Origin of the sequence: Dactylosporangium sp. NPDC050688 (assembly GCF_040654515.1) — a bacterium.
In the GTDB taxonomy this organism is placed as follows: domain Bacteria; phylum Actinomycetota; class Actinomycetes; order Mycobacteriales; family Micromonosporaceae; genus Dactylosporangium.
Genome location: NZ_JBFAIC010000014.1, coordinates 60,674 through 78,318, shown reverse-complemented (window position 1 = coordinate 78,318; position 17,645 = coordinate 60,674). Strand labels below are relative to the sequence as shown.

Here is a 17,645-nt window from a genome sequence, read left to right as displayed (position 1 = left end):
CGGCGCCGGCGCGGGTCAGCCGGAGCCGCTCATCACCCGCAGGAAGTCGGCGGCGAACAGGCCCAGCGACGCGGCCATGCCCAGCCCGGCGATGATCCAGAAGCGGACGACGATGTTGACCTCGCTCCAGCCGGCCAGCTCGAAGTGGTGCTGCAGGGGCACCATCCGGAAGATGCGCTTGCCGGTCGTGCGGTACGAGCCGATCTGCATGATCCACGTCACGACGATGATGAAGAACAGCAGGCCCATCAGCGGCAGCAGCAGCACGGTCTTGGTCGCCACGGCGAGCCCGGCGATGAGCGAGCCCAGCGCCATGGAGCCGGTGTCGCCCATGAAGATCCGCGCCGGCGACGTGTTCCACCACAGGAAGCCGACCAGCGCGCCGACGGCGGCGCCCGCGATCAGGGCCATCTCCAGGGGGTCGCGCACGTCGTAGCAGTAGTTGGCGGTGTACTCCGGGTCGGCGCACCAGTGCCGGTACTGCCAGAACGCGATCGCCATGTAGCTGCCGATCACCAGGATCGAGGTGCCGGTGGCCAGGCCGTCGAGGCCGTCGGTCAGGTTGACCGCGTTGGACATCGACATGACCACGAACACGAAGAAGACGACCGCGCCGACCTTGGTGATGTTGAGCCAGTCGATGTCGTGGACCCACGACAGCTTCGGGCTGGCCACCGTGGTGACGACCGCGTCGCCGGTCTTCTCCGCCGGCACGTACAGGGCGATCGCGCCGAAGATCGCACCGATCAGCGCCTGGCCGATGAGCTTGCCGCGCTTGTTGAGCCCGTCGCTGTTGCGCTTGGCGACCTTGAGGTAGTCGTCGAGGAAGCCGAGCAGGCCGGTGAAGACGAACAGGCCCAGCAGGACCACCGCGGTCGCGGTCGGGCCGCTGGGGCGCAGCTGCTTCTCCGGCAGCGTGGTCAGCGCGATGTGCCCGCCGGTGTAGGCGATGAGCGTGGCGAAGATGAAGACCACGCCGCCCATCGTGGGCGTGCCCTTCTTGCCCAGGTGCCCCTGCGGCCCGTCGGTGCGGATCGGCTGGTCGGCCTTGAGCCGGGTGAAGTACCTGATCGCGATCGGGGTGCCGAACAGCGAGATGAGAAACGCCACGAACGCGGCGACGAAGACCGCCCTCACTTGGCCGCCGCCTCAGCGCGCAGGGCGTCGGCGATGTCCCACGTCCGGTACCTGGATCCCTTGACCAGGACCACGTCGCGGGGGCGCAGCTCGTCGCGCAGCAGCGCGACGGCGGCCTCCTGATCGGTCACGAGCACCGGGTCTCCTCCCCAACTCGCCACGACGGACGCACCGTGCAGGATCGGCGCGGCCTGCTCGCCCACGGCCACGAGACGGTCGACGCCGAGTTCCGCGGCGAGGCGACCGACCTCCTCGTGTCCGGTTCGCTCGTACTCGCCGAGCTCCGCCATGTAGCCGAGCACCGCGATCATCCGCCGTCCGCCGGCCACCGCGACGAGCGCCCGCAGTGCCGCCGCCATGGACGCCGGATTGGCGTTGTACGAGTCGTCGATGACCGTGACATCGTCGGCACGGTCGAAGACATCCATCCTTCGGGTCGACAAGCCCTCTAGATCGCCGAGTCCGGCGGCGATCGCGGCCGGTTCCACTCCGGCGTGCGACGCTACGGCAGCGGCGAGTAACGCGTTGCCGACCTGGTGCCGCCCGGCGACGTCGAGGCGCACCTCGACCGGGTCGGCGCCGGGGACGTGCAGGGTGAAGCCGAACCGGCCGCGGCCGAGGTCGCGCACGCCGGTCGCCCGGACCGCGGCGGCGCCGGACTCGCCGGCGAGCACGACCCTCGCCGCGGTGCGCCCGGCCATGCCGGCGACGCGTGGGTCGTCGGCGTTGAGCACGGCGAGCCCGGAGGGCCGCAGCGCCTCGACGAGCTCACCCTTGGCCTGGGTGGTGCCCTCCAGGGAGCCGAACTCGGCGATGTGCGACGTGCCGACGTTGGTCACGACGGACACGTCCGGCGGCGCGATGTCGCACAGGTACCGCAGGTGCCCGACGCCGCGGGCGCCCATCTCCAGCACCAGGTAGCGGGTGCCGGCGGTGGCCTTGAGCACGGTGTACGGCGTGCCGAGCTCGTTGTTCTCCGAGGCGGTGGTCGCCACGGTCGGCCCGGTGGTGCGCAGCAGCGCCGCGATGAGGTCCTTGGTGCTCGTCTTGCCCGACGAGCCGGTGACCGCGACGACCGTCAGCCCGTCGAGGCGCTCCAGCACGGCCCGGGCGAGCAGCCCGAGGGCGGCCCTGGGGTCCTCGACGACGATCATGGGCACGCCGTCGACGGGGCGGCTGCCGAGGACGGCGACGGCGCCGTCGGCGACGGCCTTGGCGGCGAACTCGTGGGCGTCGACCTTCGCGCCGGCGAACGCGACGAACAGCCCGCCCGGGGCGACCTTGCGGGAGTCGTACTCGACCGGGCCGTCCACGACCGCGGCTGCGACCGTGCCGTCGGCGGCGTGCAGGGTGCCGCCGACGGCGGCGGTGATCTCGGCGACGGTGAAGGGGATCATGCGGCGGCCGCCCGCAGCGCCGCGGCCAGCTCGACCCGGTCGTCGAACGGCAGGACCTCGCCGTCGACCTCCTGGCCGCGCTCGTGGCCCTTGCCGAGCAGCGCGACGACGTCGCCGGGGCGCGCCTGCGCGACCGCGTGGGCGATGGCGGCGCGGCGGCCGTCGACCTCCACGACGGTGGCGGCGCCGTCCCTGGTACCGGCGAGCACCTCCGCCCGGATGGCGGCGGGGTCCTCGGTGCGCGGGTTGTCGTCGGTGACGACGACAAGGTCGGCGCCGGCCGCGGCGGCCCGCCCCATCAGCGGCCGCTTGCCGCGGTCACGGTCGCCGCCGGCGCCGACGACGCAGATGACCCGGCCGCCGCGGGACGCGGCGAGGGTCCGCAGCGCGGCGAGGACCTCGACCATCGCGTCGGGCTTGTGCGCGTAGTCCACGACGCCGAGCACCTCGCCGGGCGCGTCGACGCGCTCCATCCGCCCGGGCGAGCCGGGCGCGGCGGCCACCGCCTTCGCGGCGACGGCGAGGTCGACGCCGACGGCGACGAGCGCGGCGACCGCCAGCAGCGCGTTGGCGACGTTGTGCCGGCCGGGCAGGCCGACGCCGGAGGCGACGGACACACCGCGCCGGGTCACGGTGAAGTGCTGCCCGTAGCCGTCGGGGGTGATGTCCGTGGCGCGCAGGTCCGCGTCCGGCGCCCCGGCCGCGGAGTACGTCCACGTGGCGGGCTTGCGCAGGCGCATCACCCGCTCGTCGTCGAGGTTCAGGATCTCGGTCGCGGCGCGGCCGTCGAACAGGCGCGCCTTCGCCGCGTAGTACGCCTCGACGTCGGGATGGAAGTCGAGGTGGTCCATGCCGAAGTTGGTGTATCCGGCGGCCGCGAACCGGACCCCGTTGACCCGGCCGAGCTCCAGGGCGTGGCTGGACACCTCCATGACGACCGCCTCGACGCCGCGTTCGAGCCCGGCGGCGAACAGCGCGTGCAGGTCGGTCGCCTCGGGCGTGGTGCGGGCGCTGTCGATCGTGAGGTCGCCGAGGCGGGTCTCGACGGTGCCGATGAGCCCGGTCACCTGCCCGGCGGCCCGCAGGCCGGCCTCGATGAGGTACGCGGTGGAGGTCTTGCCGGCGGTGCCGGTGATGCCGATCGTGGTCAGCTGCCGGCTCGGCTCGCCGTACACGTGCGAGGCGACGTCGCCGAGGGCCGCGCGCGGGTCGTCGACCACGATCGCCGGCAGATCCGTGATCCGCGCGGCGCCGGCCGGGTCGGTCAGCACCGCGACCGCGCCGGCGGCCCGGGCCTGCTCGGCGAACTGCGCGCCGTGCACCCGCGAGCCGGGCAGTGCCGCGTACAGGTCACCCGGACGAACCGAAGCACTACTGTGCGTCACGCCGGTGACGGCGACCTCGCCGTCCTGGGCCGTCATGGGCGCGCCTGCGACGGCCGCCAGCTCGACGGCGAGCACGGGGCGGACACTCCTCGGGCGGGGATAGCCGGGCACGGGGTCAGACCCTACCCGTCCCACCGCGAAGTAGCAGAGTCGGTGTCACGGGTAGATCGTCAGCTTCGGCGCCTCGGTGCCCGTCGGCACCACCCCGAAGTTGCTCAGGGTGACCGCCATCATCTCCTTGAACAACGGCGCGGCGATGGACCCGCCGCCACCGCCGGGCACGTGGGCGGTCACCGCCACCACGTACCGCGGCGCCTCCGCCGGCGCCATGCCGATGAACGACACCACGTCGCCGGGCGCGTACCCGCCGTCCTGGGGCAGCTTCGACGTGCCGGTCTTGCCCGCGATCCGGTAGCCGGGGATCGCCGCCTGGTGACCGGTCGCGGCGTCGAGGGTCGTGACGCCCTCCAGCATCGTGCGCAGCTGCTGGGCGTGCACCGGGTCCATCACCCGCCGGGTCACCCGCGGGGCCGGCTTCGTCTGCGTACCGTCCGGCGCGATGATCTTGCGAACCAGGGTCGGCTGGACCCACAGGCCGTCGTTGGCGATGGCGCCATAGACGGCGGCCATCTGGATCGCGGTCGTGGCCACGCCGTTGCCGATCGGGATCGAGCCGGGGCTGGACCCGCTCCACTTGCCCGGCGGCAGCAGCTGGCCGGGCGACTCGTTGGGCAGGCCGACGCCGGTGCGCTCGCCGAGGCCGAACTTACGCTGGTACTCGTACAGCTTGTCCTTGCCGAGCAGGTCCGCCACGGCGATGGTGCCGACGTTGGACGACAGCGCGAGGATGCCCGGAATGGTCATCGCCGTGCCGTCCTTCTGCGGCGGGTGGTCGGTGTAGGTCGTGTCGCCCTTCTTGACCCTGGCGTTGACGGTGATCGTGGAGGACGGCGTGATGAGGCCCTCCTGCAGCGCGGCGGCCATGACGATCGCCTTGTGGATCGAGCCCGGGTCGAACACGGTGGCGGTGCACTGGTCCTTGAGCTGCTCCGGCGGCGACTTGCCGGGGTCGGCGGCGGCGAAGGACGGGTAGCTCGCCATCGCCATGACCTCCATGGTCCTTCTGTCGAGCACGATCGCGGTGCCGAAGCTGGCGCCGAGCGCCGTCATCCTCGCGCCGAGGGTGCTCTGCACCGAATACTGCAGGTCGGCGTCGATGGTCAGCTCGACGGAGCTGCCCGGGCGGGCCGGGGTGAGCTCCTGCACGCCCAGCGGCAGCGGCTTGTCCAGGTCGCCCTCGCCGTGCACATAGATGTGCTCGCCGTCCACGCCGCGCAGCTGCGCGTCGTAGGCCCGCTCGATGCCGAGCTGGCCGGACAGGTCGCTCTTGCGGGTGTAGCCGATCACGTTGGAGGCGAGGTCGTAGCCGGGCACGTGGCGGCGCTCGTCGCGGGCGACCCTGATCGCGCCGCCGTAGCCGAGCGCGGTGATCCGGTCGCCGTCCTCGACGTCGATCTGGTGCGCGAGGTACTCGAACCGCGCGTCGGTCTTGCCGTCGGCCCGCTTGTGCGGGGTCAGCAGCCGGACCAGGTCGGAGCGCAGCACCCCGTAGCGGTCGAGGATCGCGAACAGCTGGTCGGCCGTCTTCTCCGGGTCCTTGATCACCATCGGGTCGGCGGCGACGTACCGGGTCTCCACCGAGTGGACGAGGATCTTGCCGGTGCGGTCGAGGATCGCGCCCCGCGACGCGGGCAGCACCTCGTGCACGAGCCGGTCCTCGAGCCCCTCGGCGGCGTAGGCGCTGGCGTCGGTGAGCTGCAGCTGCACCAGGCGGATGCCGATGGCGGCGAACATCAGCAGCGCCACCACCGTGGCCAGGCGCAGCCGGCGGCGCGGCTCGGCGAGCTTCGGCGCGCGGGTGGTGCGCGGCAGCCGGGGCACCCGGACCCGGCTCTGCTTGCGCGGTTTGCGGACCGGTGTCGTCCGTTTCGCCGGTGTACGGCCTGAGCCGCGCACGGCGGCGGTCCGCTGCAACGGTGCGCGGGTCCTGCCGGTGCGCGGCTCGGCGTCGAGGTCGAACAGGGCGCGGCGCGGGCGCTGCGGGGTGCGGGCCTGGGTGCGCAGACGCGGCCGGTCCGCGGGGTCCGTCTTCGGGGCGCGCGGGTCGCTGCCTGCTTTTACGGGGCGTGGCTCGGCGCCGGTCCTCGCGGCGCGCGGGTCGCTGCCTGCTCTCGCGGGGCGTGGCTCGGCGCCGGTCCTCGCGGCGCGCGGGTCGCTGCTTGTCTTGCCGCGCGGGTCGCGGGAATCGGTCTTCGGCGTGCGGGGGGTGTCGGCGGCGCGGCCCGCGGCGCGGCGGCCGGTGTCGGAGCGGCCGCCCTGCAGCACTTCGAGGGCCGGCCGGAACGGGTCGCCCCGTCCCGTGCCGGCGTGCTCGACGGACGCGTCGCGGACGCTGCGCCCCCGCGGCGTGTACCGGCGCGCCTCGGACATCGTGCCGCGCACCGGCGGCTCGGCGGCGGGGTCGGCGCCGGCCCGGGAACGGGCGGCCGCACCGGCACCCCCCGCGCCGGCGCGACCCCCCGTCCGCTGCCGGCCGGCGTCACCTCCGGAGCCAGCCTCCCGCCCGGCGCCCCCGCGCCGTTCGGTGCCGCCCCGCCGATCAGGAGTGTCGCCAGCCATCGTCCTGCAACTTCCCGTTGTTGAGTTGGCGCCTGCCGGTGCTTACTTGCCCGGGCCCGGCATCTCGAGCTTGGTCCCGTCCGGCAGCAGCAGGAAGGCCGGCGTGCGCGACGGCACGAGGCCCAGCTGCTTGGCCCGCGACGCGAGCGTCACCGGGGACTCCTTGTTGGCCAGGTCGCTGCGCAGCCGCTCCTCGTCCCGGTCGAGGGTGCTCTGCTTCGTCCTGAGCGCGTCGAGCTTGAACGCGTTCTCGGCGATCCGCGTGTTGAGCACGAGGATGCCGATCACGCCGAGGAGCACGAGCACCAGTACCAGCGCCACGAATGGCGCGCGGGGTGCGCTGACGGGCGCCGGTGGTGCCACCCGCAGCCGTGGCCGCTGCCCGTCGCGCCCCGGCTTGCTGTCCGGTCTGCTGTCCGGCCTGCCGTCGGGCTTGCGCTGCGGTGCCGGCTCGGTGGTCCCCCGCTCCGGCTGGAGCGCCGTCGCGCCGATGGTCGGGGCGTCGTCGTGCTGCTGCTCAGCCAGGTGCGCCGTGGTCCGGCCCCCCGACCGCGATGCCCCCTGCTGAGCCCTGCGCGGCCGGTCGGCCGGCAGTGTCGTCACGTTCATCTCACACCTCCCCCAGAGGTTGTGCCTTGTTGCTGCTGCTTGCGGTCCGCGGACGGTCTGCGCTCCACGGCTCTGAGCCGCACGGACGCCGCCCGCGGGTTGGCCGCTACCTCGGCCGCGTCGGGGAGCTCGGCTCCCCTGGTGAGTACCTTCAGCTCCGGCTCGCTGCCGGGCGGTTCGAACGGCAGCTCGACCGGCACGCTGGAGCGGGCCCGCCCGGCGATCGCCTGTTTGACCAGGCGGTCCTCGAGCGAGTGGTAGGACAGCACGACCATCCGCCCGCCCGGCTTGAGCGCGTCCAGCGCCGCCGGCAGCGCCCGCTCGAGCACGGCGAGCTCGCCGTTGACCTCGATCCGCAGCGCCTGGAACGTGCGTTTGGCCGGGTGACCGCCGGTACGCCGGGCCGGTGCCGGGATCGAGTCCCGGACCAGCTCGGCCAGCCTGGCCGACGAGTTGAGCTCACCCTTGGCGCGTTCCCGCAGGATCGCCTGCGCGATCCGGGAGGCGAACTTCTCCTCCCCGTACACGCGCAGGACCCTGGCGAGGTCACCGTGGCTGTAGGTGTTGACCACCTCGGCCGCGGTGGCGCCGCGGGTCTGGTCCATGCGCATGTCCAGCGGTGCGTCCTGGGCGTAGGCGAACCCACGCTCGGCGTCGTCGAGCTGCATCGACGACACCCCCAGGTCGAACAGCGCGCCGTCGATGCCCTCGCCGTCCAGCACGTCGCCGAGCTCGTCGTAGACGGCGTGCACGAGACGGGTCCGGTCGGCGAACGGTGCCAGCCGATCTCCGGCCAGCCGCAGCGCCTGGGTGTCGCGGTCCAGTCCGAGCAGCCGCACCCGCGGATGCGCCAGGAGCACGGCTTCGGCGTGACCACCGAGGCCGAGCGTGGCGTCCACGTGCAGCGCGCCGGGGCGGTCCAACGCCGGGGCGAGCAGCTCGAGGCAGCGCTCGAGCAGCACGGGAACGTGAATGTCCCGCTCCCCCATCGTCGACCCCCTACCGCGGCGGGTTCGCGGCCCCGCCGTCGTGCTGAACGTTGCTGTTCCCTGTGCGCCGCTGAGCTGAAACGTGATTCACGTCCTGCTGCACGGGTCGTCGGGCGTGTTTCCGGCGGGGCGGTAGTGCACGAGCGCCGTACCGCCAGCTCCCCATCCGCCCACTCCGCCCTGGCGCCGGGGAAGTGGCGTCAGGACCTTGGAGCGGCTGGAGAGCTCGCGGCACGGCGGTCGACTGGTGTCTGCAGATGGACCTCACAGCCCGCCCGGCAGCACCCCCTCCTCGATGCCGGCGAAGTCGTCTTCGCTTTCGGCGAGGTAGGTGTCCCATGCCTGGCGGTCCCAGATCTCGACCCTGGTGCTCGCGCCGATCACGACGAGCTCGCGGTCCAACCCGGCATACTCGCGGAGATGCTGCGGGATGGTGACCCGACCCTGACGATCGGGAACCTCGTCGTGCGCACTGGCGAAGAACACCCGGCTGTAGGCCCGGGCGGCCTTGTGGGTCATCGGTGTCGCGCGCAGCTGCTCGGCGATCCGGGCGAACTCGGCGCCGGGAAACACGTACAGGCAGCGCTCCTGCCCCTTGGTGATCACGACACCTCCCGCCAGCTCGTCCCGAAACTTGGCCGGCAGGATCAACCGACCCTTGTCGTCCAGGCGAGGAGTGTGGGTGCCGAGAAACATCGACATCCACCCCTTCCCACCGCGAACGGTCCCCCCGGGGTCGGCCGAGCCCCCCGGCTCCGCCATCGCGCTCCACTGTACTCCACTTCCCTCCACCGTCAACGAGAAAACACCGGAAGTGACATCGGCGAGCATGAAGAAATCCCACGTCAAACGGGGTGGGGTGCGGTGGAGGACGTTCGGCACCCCGGCCACCCGGACGGTCGTTTGGCCGGGCGAACAATGCGGACAAATCGCCTATAAGGGCGGTCTTCGCTGGCCCTTTATGGCTGCGTTAAGGTCCGGCCGGACGATGGTGGAGAGAAGTGGAGCGTTCTGGGACGACCAGCGGGGTGACGCGTTCCGGATGGAGGCGTTGGGTGCGATCCACGGCGGCAGGTAACCTCTGGCGCATCGCCGGACGACCGTGGAAGTGAGATGACGGACCACAAGCTCCCGATGCGGGCGAAGCTCGCCACATCGTTGTCGCGCGGCGCTGCCGCACTGTCCCGTGCCACCGGCCGGGGTGACGGCTCCGTCATCGGCGGCCGCATCGCCCTGATGGTCGACCCCAACCTCCTCGCCGAGCTCGCCGCCGGCCGGGCGATCGCGCTGATCTCCGGCACCAACGGCAAGACGACCACGACCCGGCTCACCGCCGCCGCCATGGGCGTCCTCGGCGACGTCGCCACCAACAGCCTCGGTGCGAACATGCCCACCGGGCACACGTCCGCCCTGGCCAAGGCCGGCGCCACGCCGTACGCGGTGCTGGAGGTCGACGAGCACTACCTCAAGCAGGTCCTCGACGCGACCCACCCGAAGGTCGTCGCGCTGCTCAACCTCAGCCGCGACCAGCTCGACCGGGCCAAGGAGGTCGCGATGATGGCGGCCCTGTGGCGCGACGCGCTGCCCGGCCGCGACCTGCACCTCGTCGCCAACGCCGACGACCCGATGGTGGTGTGGGCGGCGAGCAAGGCCGTCGCCACCGGCACCGGCGTCACCTGGGTCGCCGCCGGCCAGCGCTTCCACGACGACTCGTGGGTGTGCCCCGAGTGCGGCGCCTCGATCGAGCGCAACGGCGACCAGTGGGCCTGCGTGGCCGGCAACCTCAGCCGGCCCGTGCCGCACTGGGCCGTCTCCGGCGACGGGGTCGTGGACAACACCGGCACCTACCACCACATCGAGCTGCAGCTGCCCGGCCGGGTCAACCGCGCCAACGCCGCGACCGCGCTCGCCGTGGCCGCCCACTTCGGCGTGCCGCCGGCCAAGGCGGTGCCGGAGCTGGCGAAGGTCGCGTCGATCGCCGGCCGGTACGCGGTCGTGGAGCGCGACGGCCGGGTCGTGCGGCTGCTGCTGTCGAAGAACCCGGCCGGCTGGCTGGAGGCCTTCGACATGGCCGACGACGTGCCGACCCTGCTGTCCATCAACGCCCGCGACCCCGACGGGCTGGACACCTCGTGGCTCTACGACGTGGACTTCTCCTCGCTGCGCGGGCGGCGGGTCCTCGTCACCGGCGACCGGGCCATGGACCTCGCGGTCCGCCTCGAGGTCAACGAGGTGCCGTTCGAGCACGTGAAATCCTTCGCGCAGGCGCTGACCCTGGTGCCGCCGGGCCGGCTCGAGGTCATCGCCAACTACACCGCATTCCAGGACATCAGAGCGGAGCTGGACCGTGTCAACTGAGTCGCGCCTGCGCCTGATCTGGCTGTACCCGGACCTGCTGTCCACCTACGGCGACCGGGGCAACCTGCTCATCCTCGCCCGCCGGGCCGACCTGCGCGGCCTGCCGGTCGAGTGCGCCGAGGTCCGCGCCGACCAGGCCGTGCCCTCCGACGGCGACATCTACCTCATCGGCGGCGGCGAGGACGGCCCCCAGGCCCTGGCCGCGCAGCGGCTCATCGCCGACGGCGGCCTGCACCGCGCCGTGGAGCGCGGCGCCACCGTCTTCTCCGTCTGCGCCGGATACCAGCTGCTGGGCAACTCCTTCTACGCCAAGGGCGCCAAGTGCGCCGGCCTGGGCCTGCTCGACCTGGACTCCGACCGCGGCGAGACCCGCGCCGTCGGCGAGCTGGCCGGGGAGGTCGACCCCGCGCTGGGCCTGCCGGCCCTCACCGGCTTCGAGAACCACGGCGGCCGCACCCACCTCGGCCCAGGCGTGCGCCCTCTCGCCCGGGTCACCGCCGGCATCGGCAACGACGGCCGCTCCGAGGGCGCGTGGCACGGGCGCCTGCTCGGCACGTACTCCCACGGCCCGGCCCTCGCCCGCAACCCCGGCATCGCGGACCTGCTGCTGCGCTGGGCGACCGGCATGACCATGGAGCCGATCGACGACCGCTGGCCGACCCGCCTGCGCGACGAACGCCTGTCCGCGGTCCTCAAGTAACCACGCCGCACAACGAGGCGCCTCGCCGCTGTTCCTTCGCGGCAAGGCGCCTCGTCGCCGTTCCTCGCTTCCTGCTCCACGGCGGTGGCCTAGACCCGTCACGCGAGCAGAGACCAGTCAAGCGGTAGACCGGAAGCGGCAGACCGCTCCAGCGACAGGCGGGCCAGATCGGCGCCCGCTGGCCTCTTCCAGCACCTTACCCCCGGCCACCTAATTGATCTCAGGTCGCGTTACCTGCCGCTCACGCTCCGAACATGGCAGCGTGAGCGGCGGGCAACGGGGTCAGACGACGACCGAGACCATGCGGCCCGGCACGACGATGACCTTCTTCGGGGTCTTGCCGGCCAGGTGGGTGGCGACCTCGGCCAGGGCGGCCTCGCGGACCGCGTCCTCGGCGGCGTCGGCGGCGATCTCGAACGCGCCGCGGACCTTGCCGTTGACCTGCACCGGGTACTTCACCGATTCGGCGACCAGGAACGCGGGGTCGGCGACGGGGAAGTCGGCATAGGCGATCGACGTGTCGTTGCCCAGCCGCTGCCACAGCTCCTCGGCCAGGTGCGGCGCGAACGGCGACACCATGCGCACCAGTGGGTCGACGACCTCGCGGGGTGCGCCGGCCGAGGAGACCTGGGTGACCCGGTTCGTCAGCTCGATCAGCTTCGCGATCGCCGTGTTGAACCGCATCTCCTCGATGTCGACGCGGACGCCGGCGACGACGCGGTGCAGCAGGCGGCGGGTCTCGTCGTCGACGGGAGTGTCCACGACGCGGGTGGCGTCGGTCTGCTCGTCGACGACCAGGCGCCAGACGCGCTGCAGGAAGCGCTGCGCGCCGACGACCGCGCGGGTCTCCCACGGGCGGGACACGTCCAGCGGGCCCATCGACATCTCGTAGACACGGAAGGTGTCGGCGCCGTACCGCTCGCACATCTCGTCGGGCGTGACGACGTTCTTCAGCGACTTGCCCATCTTGCCGTACTCGCGCTTGACGGCGGCGTCGTTGTAGAAGAACTGTCCGGGTGCGCGCTCCTCGACCTCCTCGGCGGGCACGTAGACGCCGCGGTCGTCGGTGTACGCGTACGCCTGGATGTAGCCCTGGTTGAACAGCTTCCGGAACGGCTCCTCGCTGCTGACGTGGCCCAGGTCGAACAGGACCTTGTGCCAGAACCGGGCGTACAGCAGGTGCAGCACCGCGTGCTCGACGCCGCCGACGTACAGGTCGACGCCGCCGACGTCGCCGGGCCGCTGCGGGCCCATCCAGTAGCGCTCGTTGTCGGCCGCGACCAGTTCGTCCTTATTGGACGGGTCCAGGTAGCGCAGCTCGTACCAGGATGAACCGGCCCACTGCGGCATGACGTTGGTCTCGCGGGTGTACGACTTGGGGCCGTCACCCAGGTCCAGCGTGACCTCGACCCATTCCTTGGCGCGCGACAGCGGCGTCTCGGGCATGCTGTCGGCGTCGTCGACGTCGAACGTGCGCGGCGAGAAGTCCTCGACCTCGGGCAGCTCGACCGGCAGCATCGACTCCGGCAGCGCGACCGGCAGTCCGGTCTCGTCGTAGACGATCGGGAACGGCTCGCCCCAGTACCGCTGCCGGCTGAACAGCCAGTCCCGCAGCCGGTAGGTGATGGCGCCGACGCCGTGGCCCTCGGCCTCCAGCCAGTCGATGATCTTCGCCTTGGCCTCGGTGACGCCCAGACCGTCCAGGAAGGACGAGTTGATCGCCGGGCCGTCCCCGGTGAAAGCGCCACCCTCAAAACCCTCGGACGGCTGCACGGTGCGGATGATCGGCAGGTCGAAGACCTCGGCGAACGCCCAGTCCCGCTCGTCCTGGCCGGGCACCGCCATGATCGCGCCGGTGCCGTAGCCGGCCAGCACGTAGTCGGCGATGAAGACGGGGATGCGCACGCCGTTGACCGGGTTGGTGGCGTACGCGCCGGTGAAGACGCCGGTCTTCTCCTTCGCGTCGGCCTGCCGCTCCACGTCGGACTTCCCCGCCGCGAACGCACGGTAGGCGTCGACCGCCTCACCCGGGGTGGCGTGCCCGCCGGTCCAGACCTCGGGGATACCGGCCGGCCAGGCGGCGGGGACCAGTGAGGAGACCAGCTCGTGCTCCGGGGCCAGCACCATGTACGTCGCGCCGAACAGCGTGTCGGGGCGGGTCGTGAAGACGCGGATCGGCTCGCCGGCGTCGGTGGCGAAGTCGACGTGGGCGCCGCGGGACCGGCCGATCCAGTTGCGCTGCATGGTCTTGACCTTCTCCGGCCAGTCCAGCCGGTCCAGGTCGTCCAGCAGCCGGTCACCGTACGTGGTGATCCGCATCATCCACTGCCGCAGGCTGCGCTTGAACACGGGGAAGTTGCCCCGCTCGCTGCGCCCGTCGGGGGTGACCTCCTCGTTGGCCAGGACCGTGCCCAGGCCGGGGCACCAGTTGACCGGCGCCTCGGAGATGTAGGCCAGCCGGTACCCGTCGATCACCTCGCGGCGCTCGACCGGCGTCAGCTCGGCCCAGGGCCGGCCGTCGGGGGTCGGGCGCGCGCCGGAGGAGAACTGCTCGATCAGCTCCTCGATCGGGCGGGCCTTCTGCGCGTCCGCGTCGAACCACGCGTTGAAGATCTTCAGGAAGATCCACTGGGTCCAGCGGTAGAACTCGGTGTCGGTGGTCGCGACGCTGCGCCGGTCGTCGTAGGCCAGGCCCAGCCTGCGCAGCTGGCCACGGTACCGCTCGACGTTGGCCTCGGTCGTGATCCGCGGGTGGGTGCCCGTCTGCACCGCGTACTGCTCGGCGGGCAGGCCGAACGCGTCGAAGCCCATCGGGTGCAGCACGTTGTAGCCGGCCATGCGGAAGTACCGGGTGTAGCAGTCGGTGCCGATGTAGCCCAGCGGGTGCCCGACGTGCAGCCCCGAGCCCGACGGGTACGGGAACATGTCCATCACGTACAGCTTCGGCGCGCCGGCGCGCGGGTGGCTCGGGTCGCTGAGCGGGCCCGCCGGGTTCGGCGCGTAGAAGGTGCTGTGTTCGGACCAGTAGTCCTGCCAGCACGCCTCGATGTCCGCCGCCATCGCCGCCGTGTACCGGTAGGGCGGGATGTCGACCGCTCCGTCGGTGACTGCCTCGCTCATGGGTTCCTCGCCGCCTTCGTCTCGGGGAATGTCACAAAGATTCCCAGCCTCGCCCGGCGCCATTGTCCGGGCATGAAAAAACCCCTCACGCAGGAGGGGTCGCCGTGCGGACGCAGTCAGTGCGTCAGCACGGCTCGCTAAGAAGCCGGACAGCCCGTGTCATGCCTCGCAGTGTACCGCAGTGCCCGGCGCCGCTCGCAGCGCGTTTCAGTCCGGGGTGGCGACGGGCACGCCGCCGGTGCACCTGACCTCGTAGCGCAGCCGTACCCCGGCGAGGTTGAACTCCACCCGCGACTTGTCGCGGGCCCCGGCCTGCAGGGACACCAGGGTGGCGCCGGCGGCGGGCTCGGCACCGATGACGTTGACCTTGCCGCCGCTGCACACCGCGACGATCACCCCGCCGGGTGTGCCGATCCGGACGGGGCTCGCCGCGGGCGGGGGTGCCGCGCCGCCCGGCCCGCCGCCGGGACCTCCGCCGCCCTGGCCGCCGGTGCCGCCACCAGGGCCGTTGCCGGAGTTGCCGCCCGGCCCGCCCGCTCCCCTGGGACCTCCTGGGCCGGGTCCACCGGCGGTGCCGGCGGTGCCTCCGTCGGCGGACGGGGTCGGCGTGCCCGGCTGGGTGCCGGTCTGGTCGGTCTGACCGGTCTGACCGGTGGCGGCGCCCGTACCCGCGCCCGGGCCACCCCGGGCGGCCCCGGCCACGACCTGCGGCCCGCCGGCCGGCCGGGTGAGCACGAACGTCACCAGCAGCGCCGCGACCGCGACCACCACGGCGAGCCCGGCGAGCACCCGCCGGCGGTCCCCGGCGTCGTCACCGATCGCGTCCGTCGCGCCCTCGCCGCGCGGCACACCCACCGCGCCGGTCGCCGAGTCCGCGGCGGCGTCATCCCGGGCACCACCCACGCCACCGGCGCCGAGCGAACCGGCCGCGCCGAGCGAACCGGCCGCGCCCATCGAACCGACCACGCCGGTCGCCGTCGTCGCGCCCGCCGGCCCCGACAGGGCGACGACCAGGGCGGTGGCGTCCGCTGGTGCGGTCGCGTCGTCCGCCCCGCCGGTGGCTCCGGTCGCGGCGGCCGGGCTGGGCGATGGCCGTTCCAGCGCCAGTTCCGGACGGGGCGTGATGCCCGCGGCCTCGGCGAGCACCGCCGCTGCCTCCTCCGCGGACGGCCGGGCCGCGGGAGCCTTGACCAGGCAGCGCATGCACAGCTGCCGGACCTGCGGCGGCACCCCGGGCAGCTCCGGCAGCGGCTCCGGGGCGACGGTCACGTGGGAGCGCAGCATCTGGGTGGTGGTCTCGCTGTCCCACGGCAGCCGGCCGGTGAGGCAGCGGTACAGCAGCAGCCCGAACGCGTAGACGTCGCTGGCGGGCACGGCGTCGTCGCCGACGAGGCGCTCCGGGGCGAGATAGGCGGGGGTGCCCAGGACCAGGCCGTCGGCGTCGAGGCCGCTGCCGGGGTCACCGGGGATGCCGACGATGCCGAAGTCGACGAGCTTCGCCGCGGCGGGGGTGAGCACGACGTTGGCCGGTTTGACGTCGCGGTGCACGAGCCGCTCGGCGTGCGCGGCGGCGAGGCCCGCGGCGACCTCGGCGCAGACCCGGATCGCGGCGGCGGGGTGCAGCGCGCCGGCGGTGAGCCGCTCGGCGAGGGTCGGGCCGCGCAGCAGCTCCATGACCACGAATGGGTCGCCCTCGGCGGTTTCGCCGTAGTCGTAGACATTGGTGACGTTCGGGTGCGAAAGGCTTGCCGCGGCCCGGGCCTCGACCCGGATCCTGCGGTGCCAGTCGGCGTCGCCGGCGAACGGTCCGGCGAGGACCTTGAGGGCGACAGGCCGGTCGAGGACCTCGTCGCGGGCCTGCCACACCACCGACATGCCGCCCTCGCCGAGGCGGGCGCCCAGGCGGTAACGGCCGTTGATGAGCTGCCCCTCGTCCACGGTCCCAGTCTGCCGGAATCGGGGCGGCCCGCATCTCGACAGATCCGTTTGTTGAACATTTGCGGGGGTACGTGCGGCTCGCCGCTGGCCCGCCGGAAAAACGTCGCGGACAGTCACGACCGTGATGTCCGTAATGACGCTTTCAGGTGCGGCGCGGCGTCAATTCCCCGGCTAGCCTGAGGGGATACACGACGGCTCGGCTTGCCAACCTTTCCGTGCAACCGGGCGGTTCACCTATGGGTCTAACACCTAACGGTGGCCAGCAGGACACGAGGAGGCCAGTTGACCAGGCACCGCACGTTCGAGGAGCTCGGGGCCCCACTACCCAGCCCGGAGTTCCGAGCCGCGACCGATGCGATCGTCGCCAACATCGAGCAGGTCATCGAGGGCAAGACCGCCACCGTGCGGCTCGCGCTCGCCGTGCTGCTCGCTGAGGGCCACCTCCTCATCGAAGACGTTCCCGGCGTAGGCAAGACCAAACTCGCCAAGGCCCTCGCGAAGTCGATCGACTGTTCGGTGCGGCGCATCCAGTTCACCCCGGACCTGCTGCCCAGCGATGTCACCGGCGTCAGCGTGTACAACCAGGAGACCCGCGACTTCGAGTTCAAGCCGGGCGCGGTGTTCGCCAACATCGTCGTCGGCGACGAGATCAACCGGGCGTCGCCCAAGACGCAGTCGGCGCTGCTGGAGAGCATGGAGGAGCGGCAGGTCACGGTCGACGGCGCGACCTACCCGCTGCAGGTGCCCTTCATGGTCATCGCCACGCAGAACCCGATCGAGATGGAAGGCACCTACCCGCTGCCGGAGGCGCAGCGCGACCGGTTCACCGCCCGGATCGCGATGGGCTACCCCGACATGGGTGCCGAGCTCGCGATGCTCGACGTGCACGGCCGCCACGACGCGCTCGACGACATCCTGCCCGTCTCCGACGCCACCCAGGTCCGCCGCATGATCGCCACCGTGCGCGACGTGCACGTCGCCGACGCGGTGAAGCAGTATGCGGTCAACATCGTCACCGCCACCCGCGAGTCCGGCGAGCTGCGCCTGGGCTCCTCGCCCCGCGCGACGCTGCAGCTGCTGCGCACCGCCCGGGCCGTGGCCGCCCTCGAGGGCCGCGAGTTCGTGCTCCCGGACGACCTGCAGGCCCTGGCCGTGCCGGTGCTCGCGCACCGGGTCATCCCGACCGCCGAGGCGCAGCTGTCCCGGCGCACCACCGACGCGATCATCGCCGAGCTGGTCCACCGGCTGCCGCTGCCGTCGGACCGCCAGCCGCGCTCGCCGTACGACACCCGCACCGCGCCGCCCCGCGGGCAACAGTTCGGGGGTCGCTGAG

12 protein-coding genes are annotated in these 17,645 nt (G+C 72.6%); 3 read left to right on the top strand and 9 right to left on the bottom strand.

The window, feature by feature from the left end:
* Positions 1–15: 15 nt before the first annotated feature.
* The 7 genes from mraY to mraZ all read right to left on the bottom strand — a co-directional run bounded on the left by mraY (position 16) and on the right by mraZ (position 8,892).
* The gene (gene mraY / locus AB0H83_RS16240; RefSeq protein WP_360093480.1) at positions 16–1,137 is read right to left on the bottom strand and encodes a phospho-N-acetylmuramoyl-pentapeptide-transferase; all 1,122 of its coding nucleotides are present in this window, start codon (positions 1,135–1,137) and stop codon (positions 16–18) included.
* Positions 1,134–2,534, bottom strand: a complete 1,401-nt coding sequence (gene murF, locus AB0H83_RS16235) for a UDP-N-acetylmuramoyl-tripeptide--D-alanyl-D-alanine ligase (RefSeq protein ID WP_360093477.1) — start codon at positions 2,532–2,534, stop codon at positions 1,134–1,136. Before murF ends, mraY begins: the two co-directional genes overlap by 4 nt.
* The gene (locus AB0H83_RS16230) at positions 2,531–4,030 is read right to left on the bottom strand and encodes a UDP-N-acetylmuramoyl-L-alanyl-D-glutamate--2,6-diaminopimelate ligase (protein WP_360093474.1); all 1,500 of its coding nucleotides are present in this window, start codon (positions 4,028–4,030) and stop codon (positions 2,531–2,533) included. Before AB0H83_RS16230 ends, murF begins: the two co-directional genes overlap by 4 nt.
* Positions 4,031–4,075: 45 nt before the next feature.
* Positions 4,076–6,421 (bottom strand): penicillin-binding transpeptidase domain-containing protein, encoded by a 2,346-nt coding sequence (locus tag AB0H83_RS16225; protein WP_360093471.1) that lies wholly within the window; start codon positions 6,419–6,421, stop codon positions 4,076–4,078.
* Positions 6,422–6,640: 219 nt separating this feature from the next.
* Complete coding sequence (locus tag AB0H83_RS16220) at positions 6,641–7,207, bottom strand: hypothetical protein (RefSeq protein WP_360093468.1); 567 nt, start codon at positions 7,205–7,207, stop codon at positions 6,641–6,643.
* A complete protein-coding gene (rsmH, locus tag AB0H83_RS16215) occupies positions 7,204–8,196 on the bottom strand; it encodes a 16S rRNA (cytosine(1402)-N(4))-methyltransferase RsmH (protein ID WP_360093465.1) in 993 nt (330 codons plus the stop codon). The genes AB0H83_RS16220 and rsmH overlap by 4 nt, the downstream gene beginning before the upstream one ends.
* A 264-nt stretch (positions 8,197–8,460) precedes the next feature.
* Entirely contained in the window at positions 8,461–8,892 is a 432-nt protein-coding gene (mraZ, locus tag AB0H83_RS16210; protein ID WP_360093769.1) for a division/cell wall cluster transcriptional repressor MraZ, read from the bottom strand.
* A gap of 417 nt (positions 8,893–9,309) precedes the next feature.
* Between mraZ and AB0H83_RS16205 the strand changes: the two genes are divergently transcribed.
* Both AB0H83_RS16205 and AB0H83_RS16200 read left to right on the top strand, forming a co-directional pair.
* Positions 9,310–10,554, top strand: a complete 1,245-nt coding sequence (locus AB0H83_RS16205) for a MurT ligase domain-containing protein (protein WP_360093462.1) — start codon at positions 9,310–9,312, stop codon at positions 10,552–10,554.
* Positions 10,544–11,254 carry a glutamine amidotransferase gene (locus AB0H83_RS16200; protein WP_360093459.1) on the top strand — a complete coding sequence of 237 codons (711 nt, stop codon included), beginning with the start codon at positions 10,544–10,546 and terminating at the stop codon, positions 11,252–11,254. Before AB0H83_RS16205 ends, AB0H83_RS16200 begins: the two co-directional genes overlap by 11 nt.
* Positions 11,255–11,536: 282 nt before the next feature.
* Here AB0H83_RS16200 and leuS read toward each other — a convergent pair whose 3' ends face one another.
* Positions 11,537–14,374, bottom strand: a complete 2,838-nt coding sequence (leuS, locus tag AB0H83_RS16195; protein WP_360093456.1) for a leucine--tRNA ligase — start codon at positions 14,372–14,374, stop codon at positions 11,537–11,539.
* 207 nt (positions 14,375–14,581) lie between these two features.
* Positions 14,582–16,312, bottom strand: coding sequence for a serine/threonine-protein kinase (locus tag AB0H83_RS16190; RefSeq protein ID WP_360093453.1), 1,731 nt, complete (start codon positions 16,310–16,312; stop codon positions 14,582–14,584).
* A gap of 282 nt (positions 16,313–16,594) precedes the next feature.
* Here AB0H83_RS16190 and AB0H83_RS16185 point away from each other — a divergent pair, with 282 nt between their 5' ends.
* Positions 16,595–17,644 carry a MoxR family ATPase gene (locus AB0H83_RS16185; protein WP_360093450.1) on the top strand — a complete coding sequence of 350 codons (1,050 nt, stop codon included), beginning with the start codon at positions 16,595–16,597 and terminating at the stop codon, positions 17,642–17,644.
* The last annotated feature ends 1 nt before the right edge of the window (position 17,645 follow it).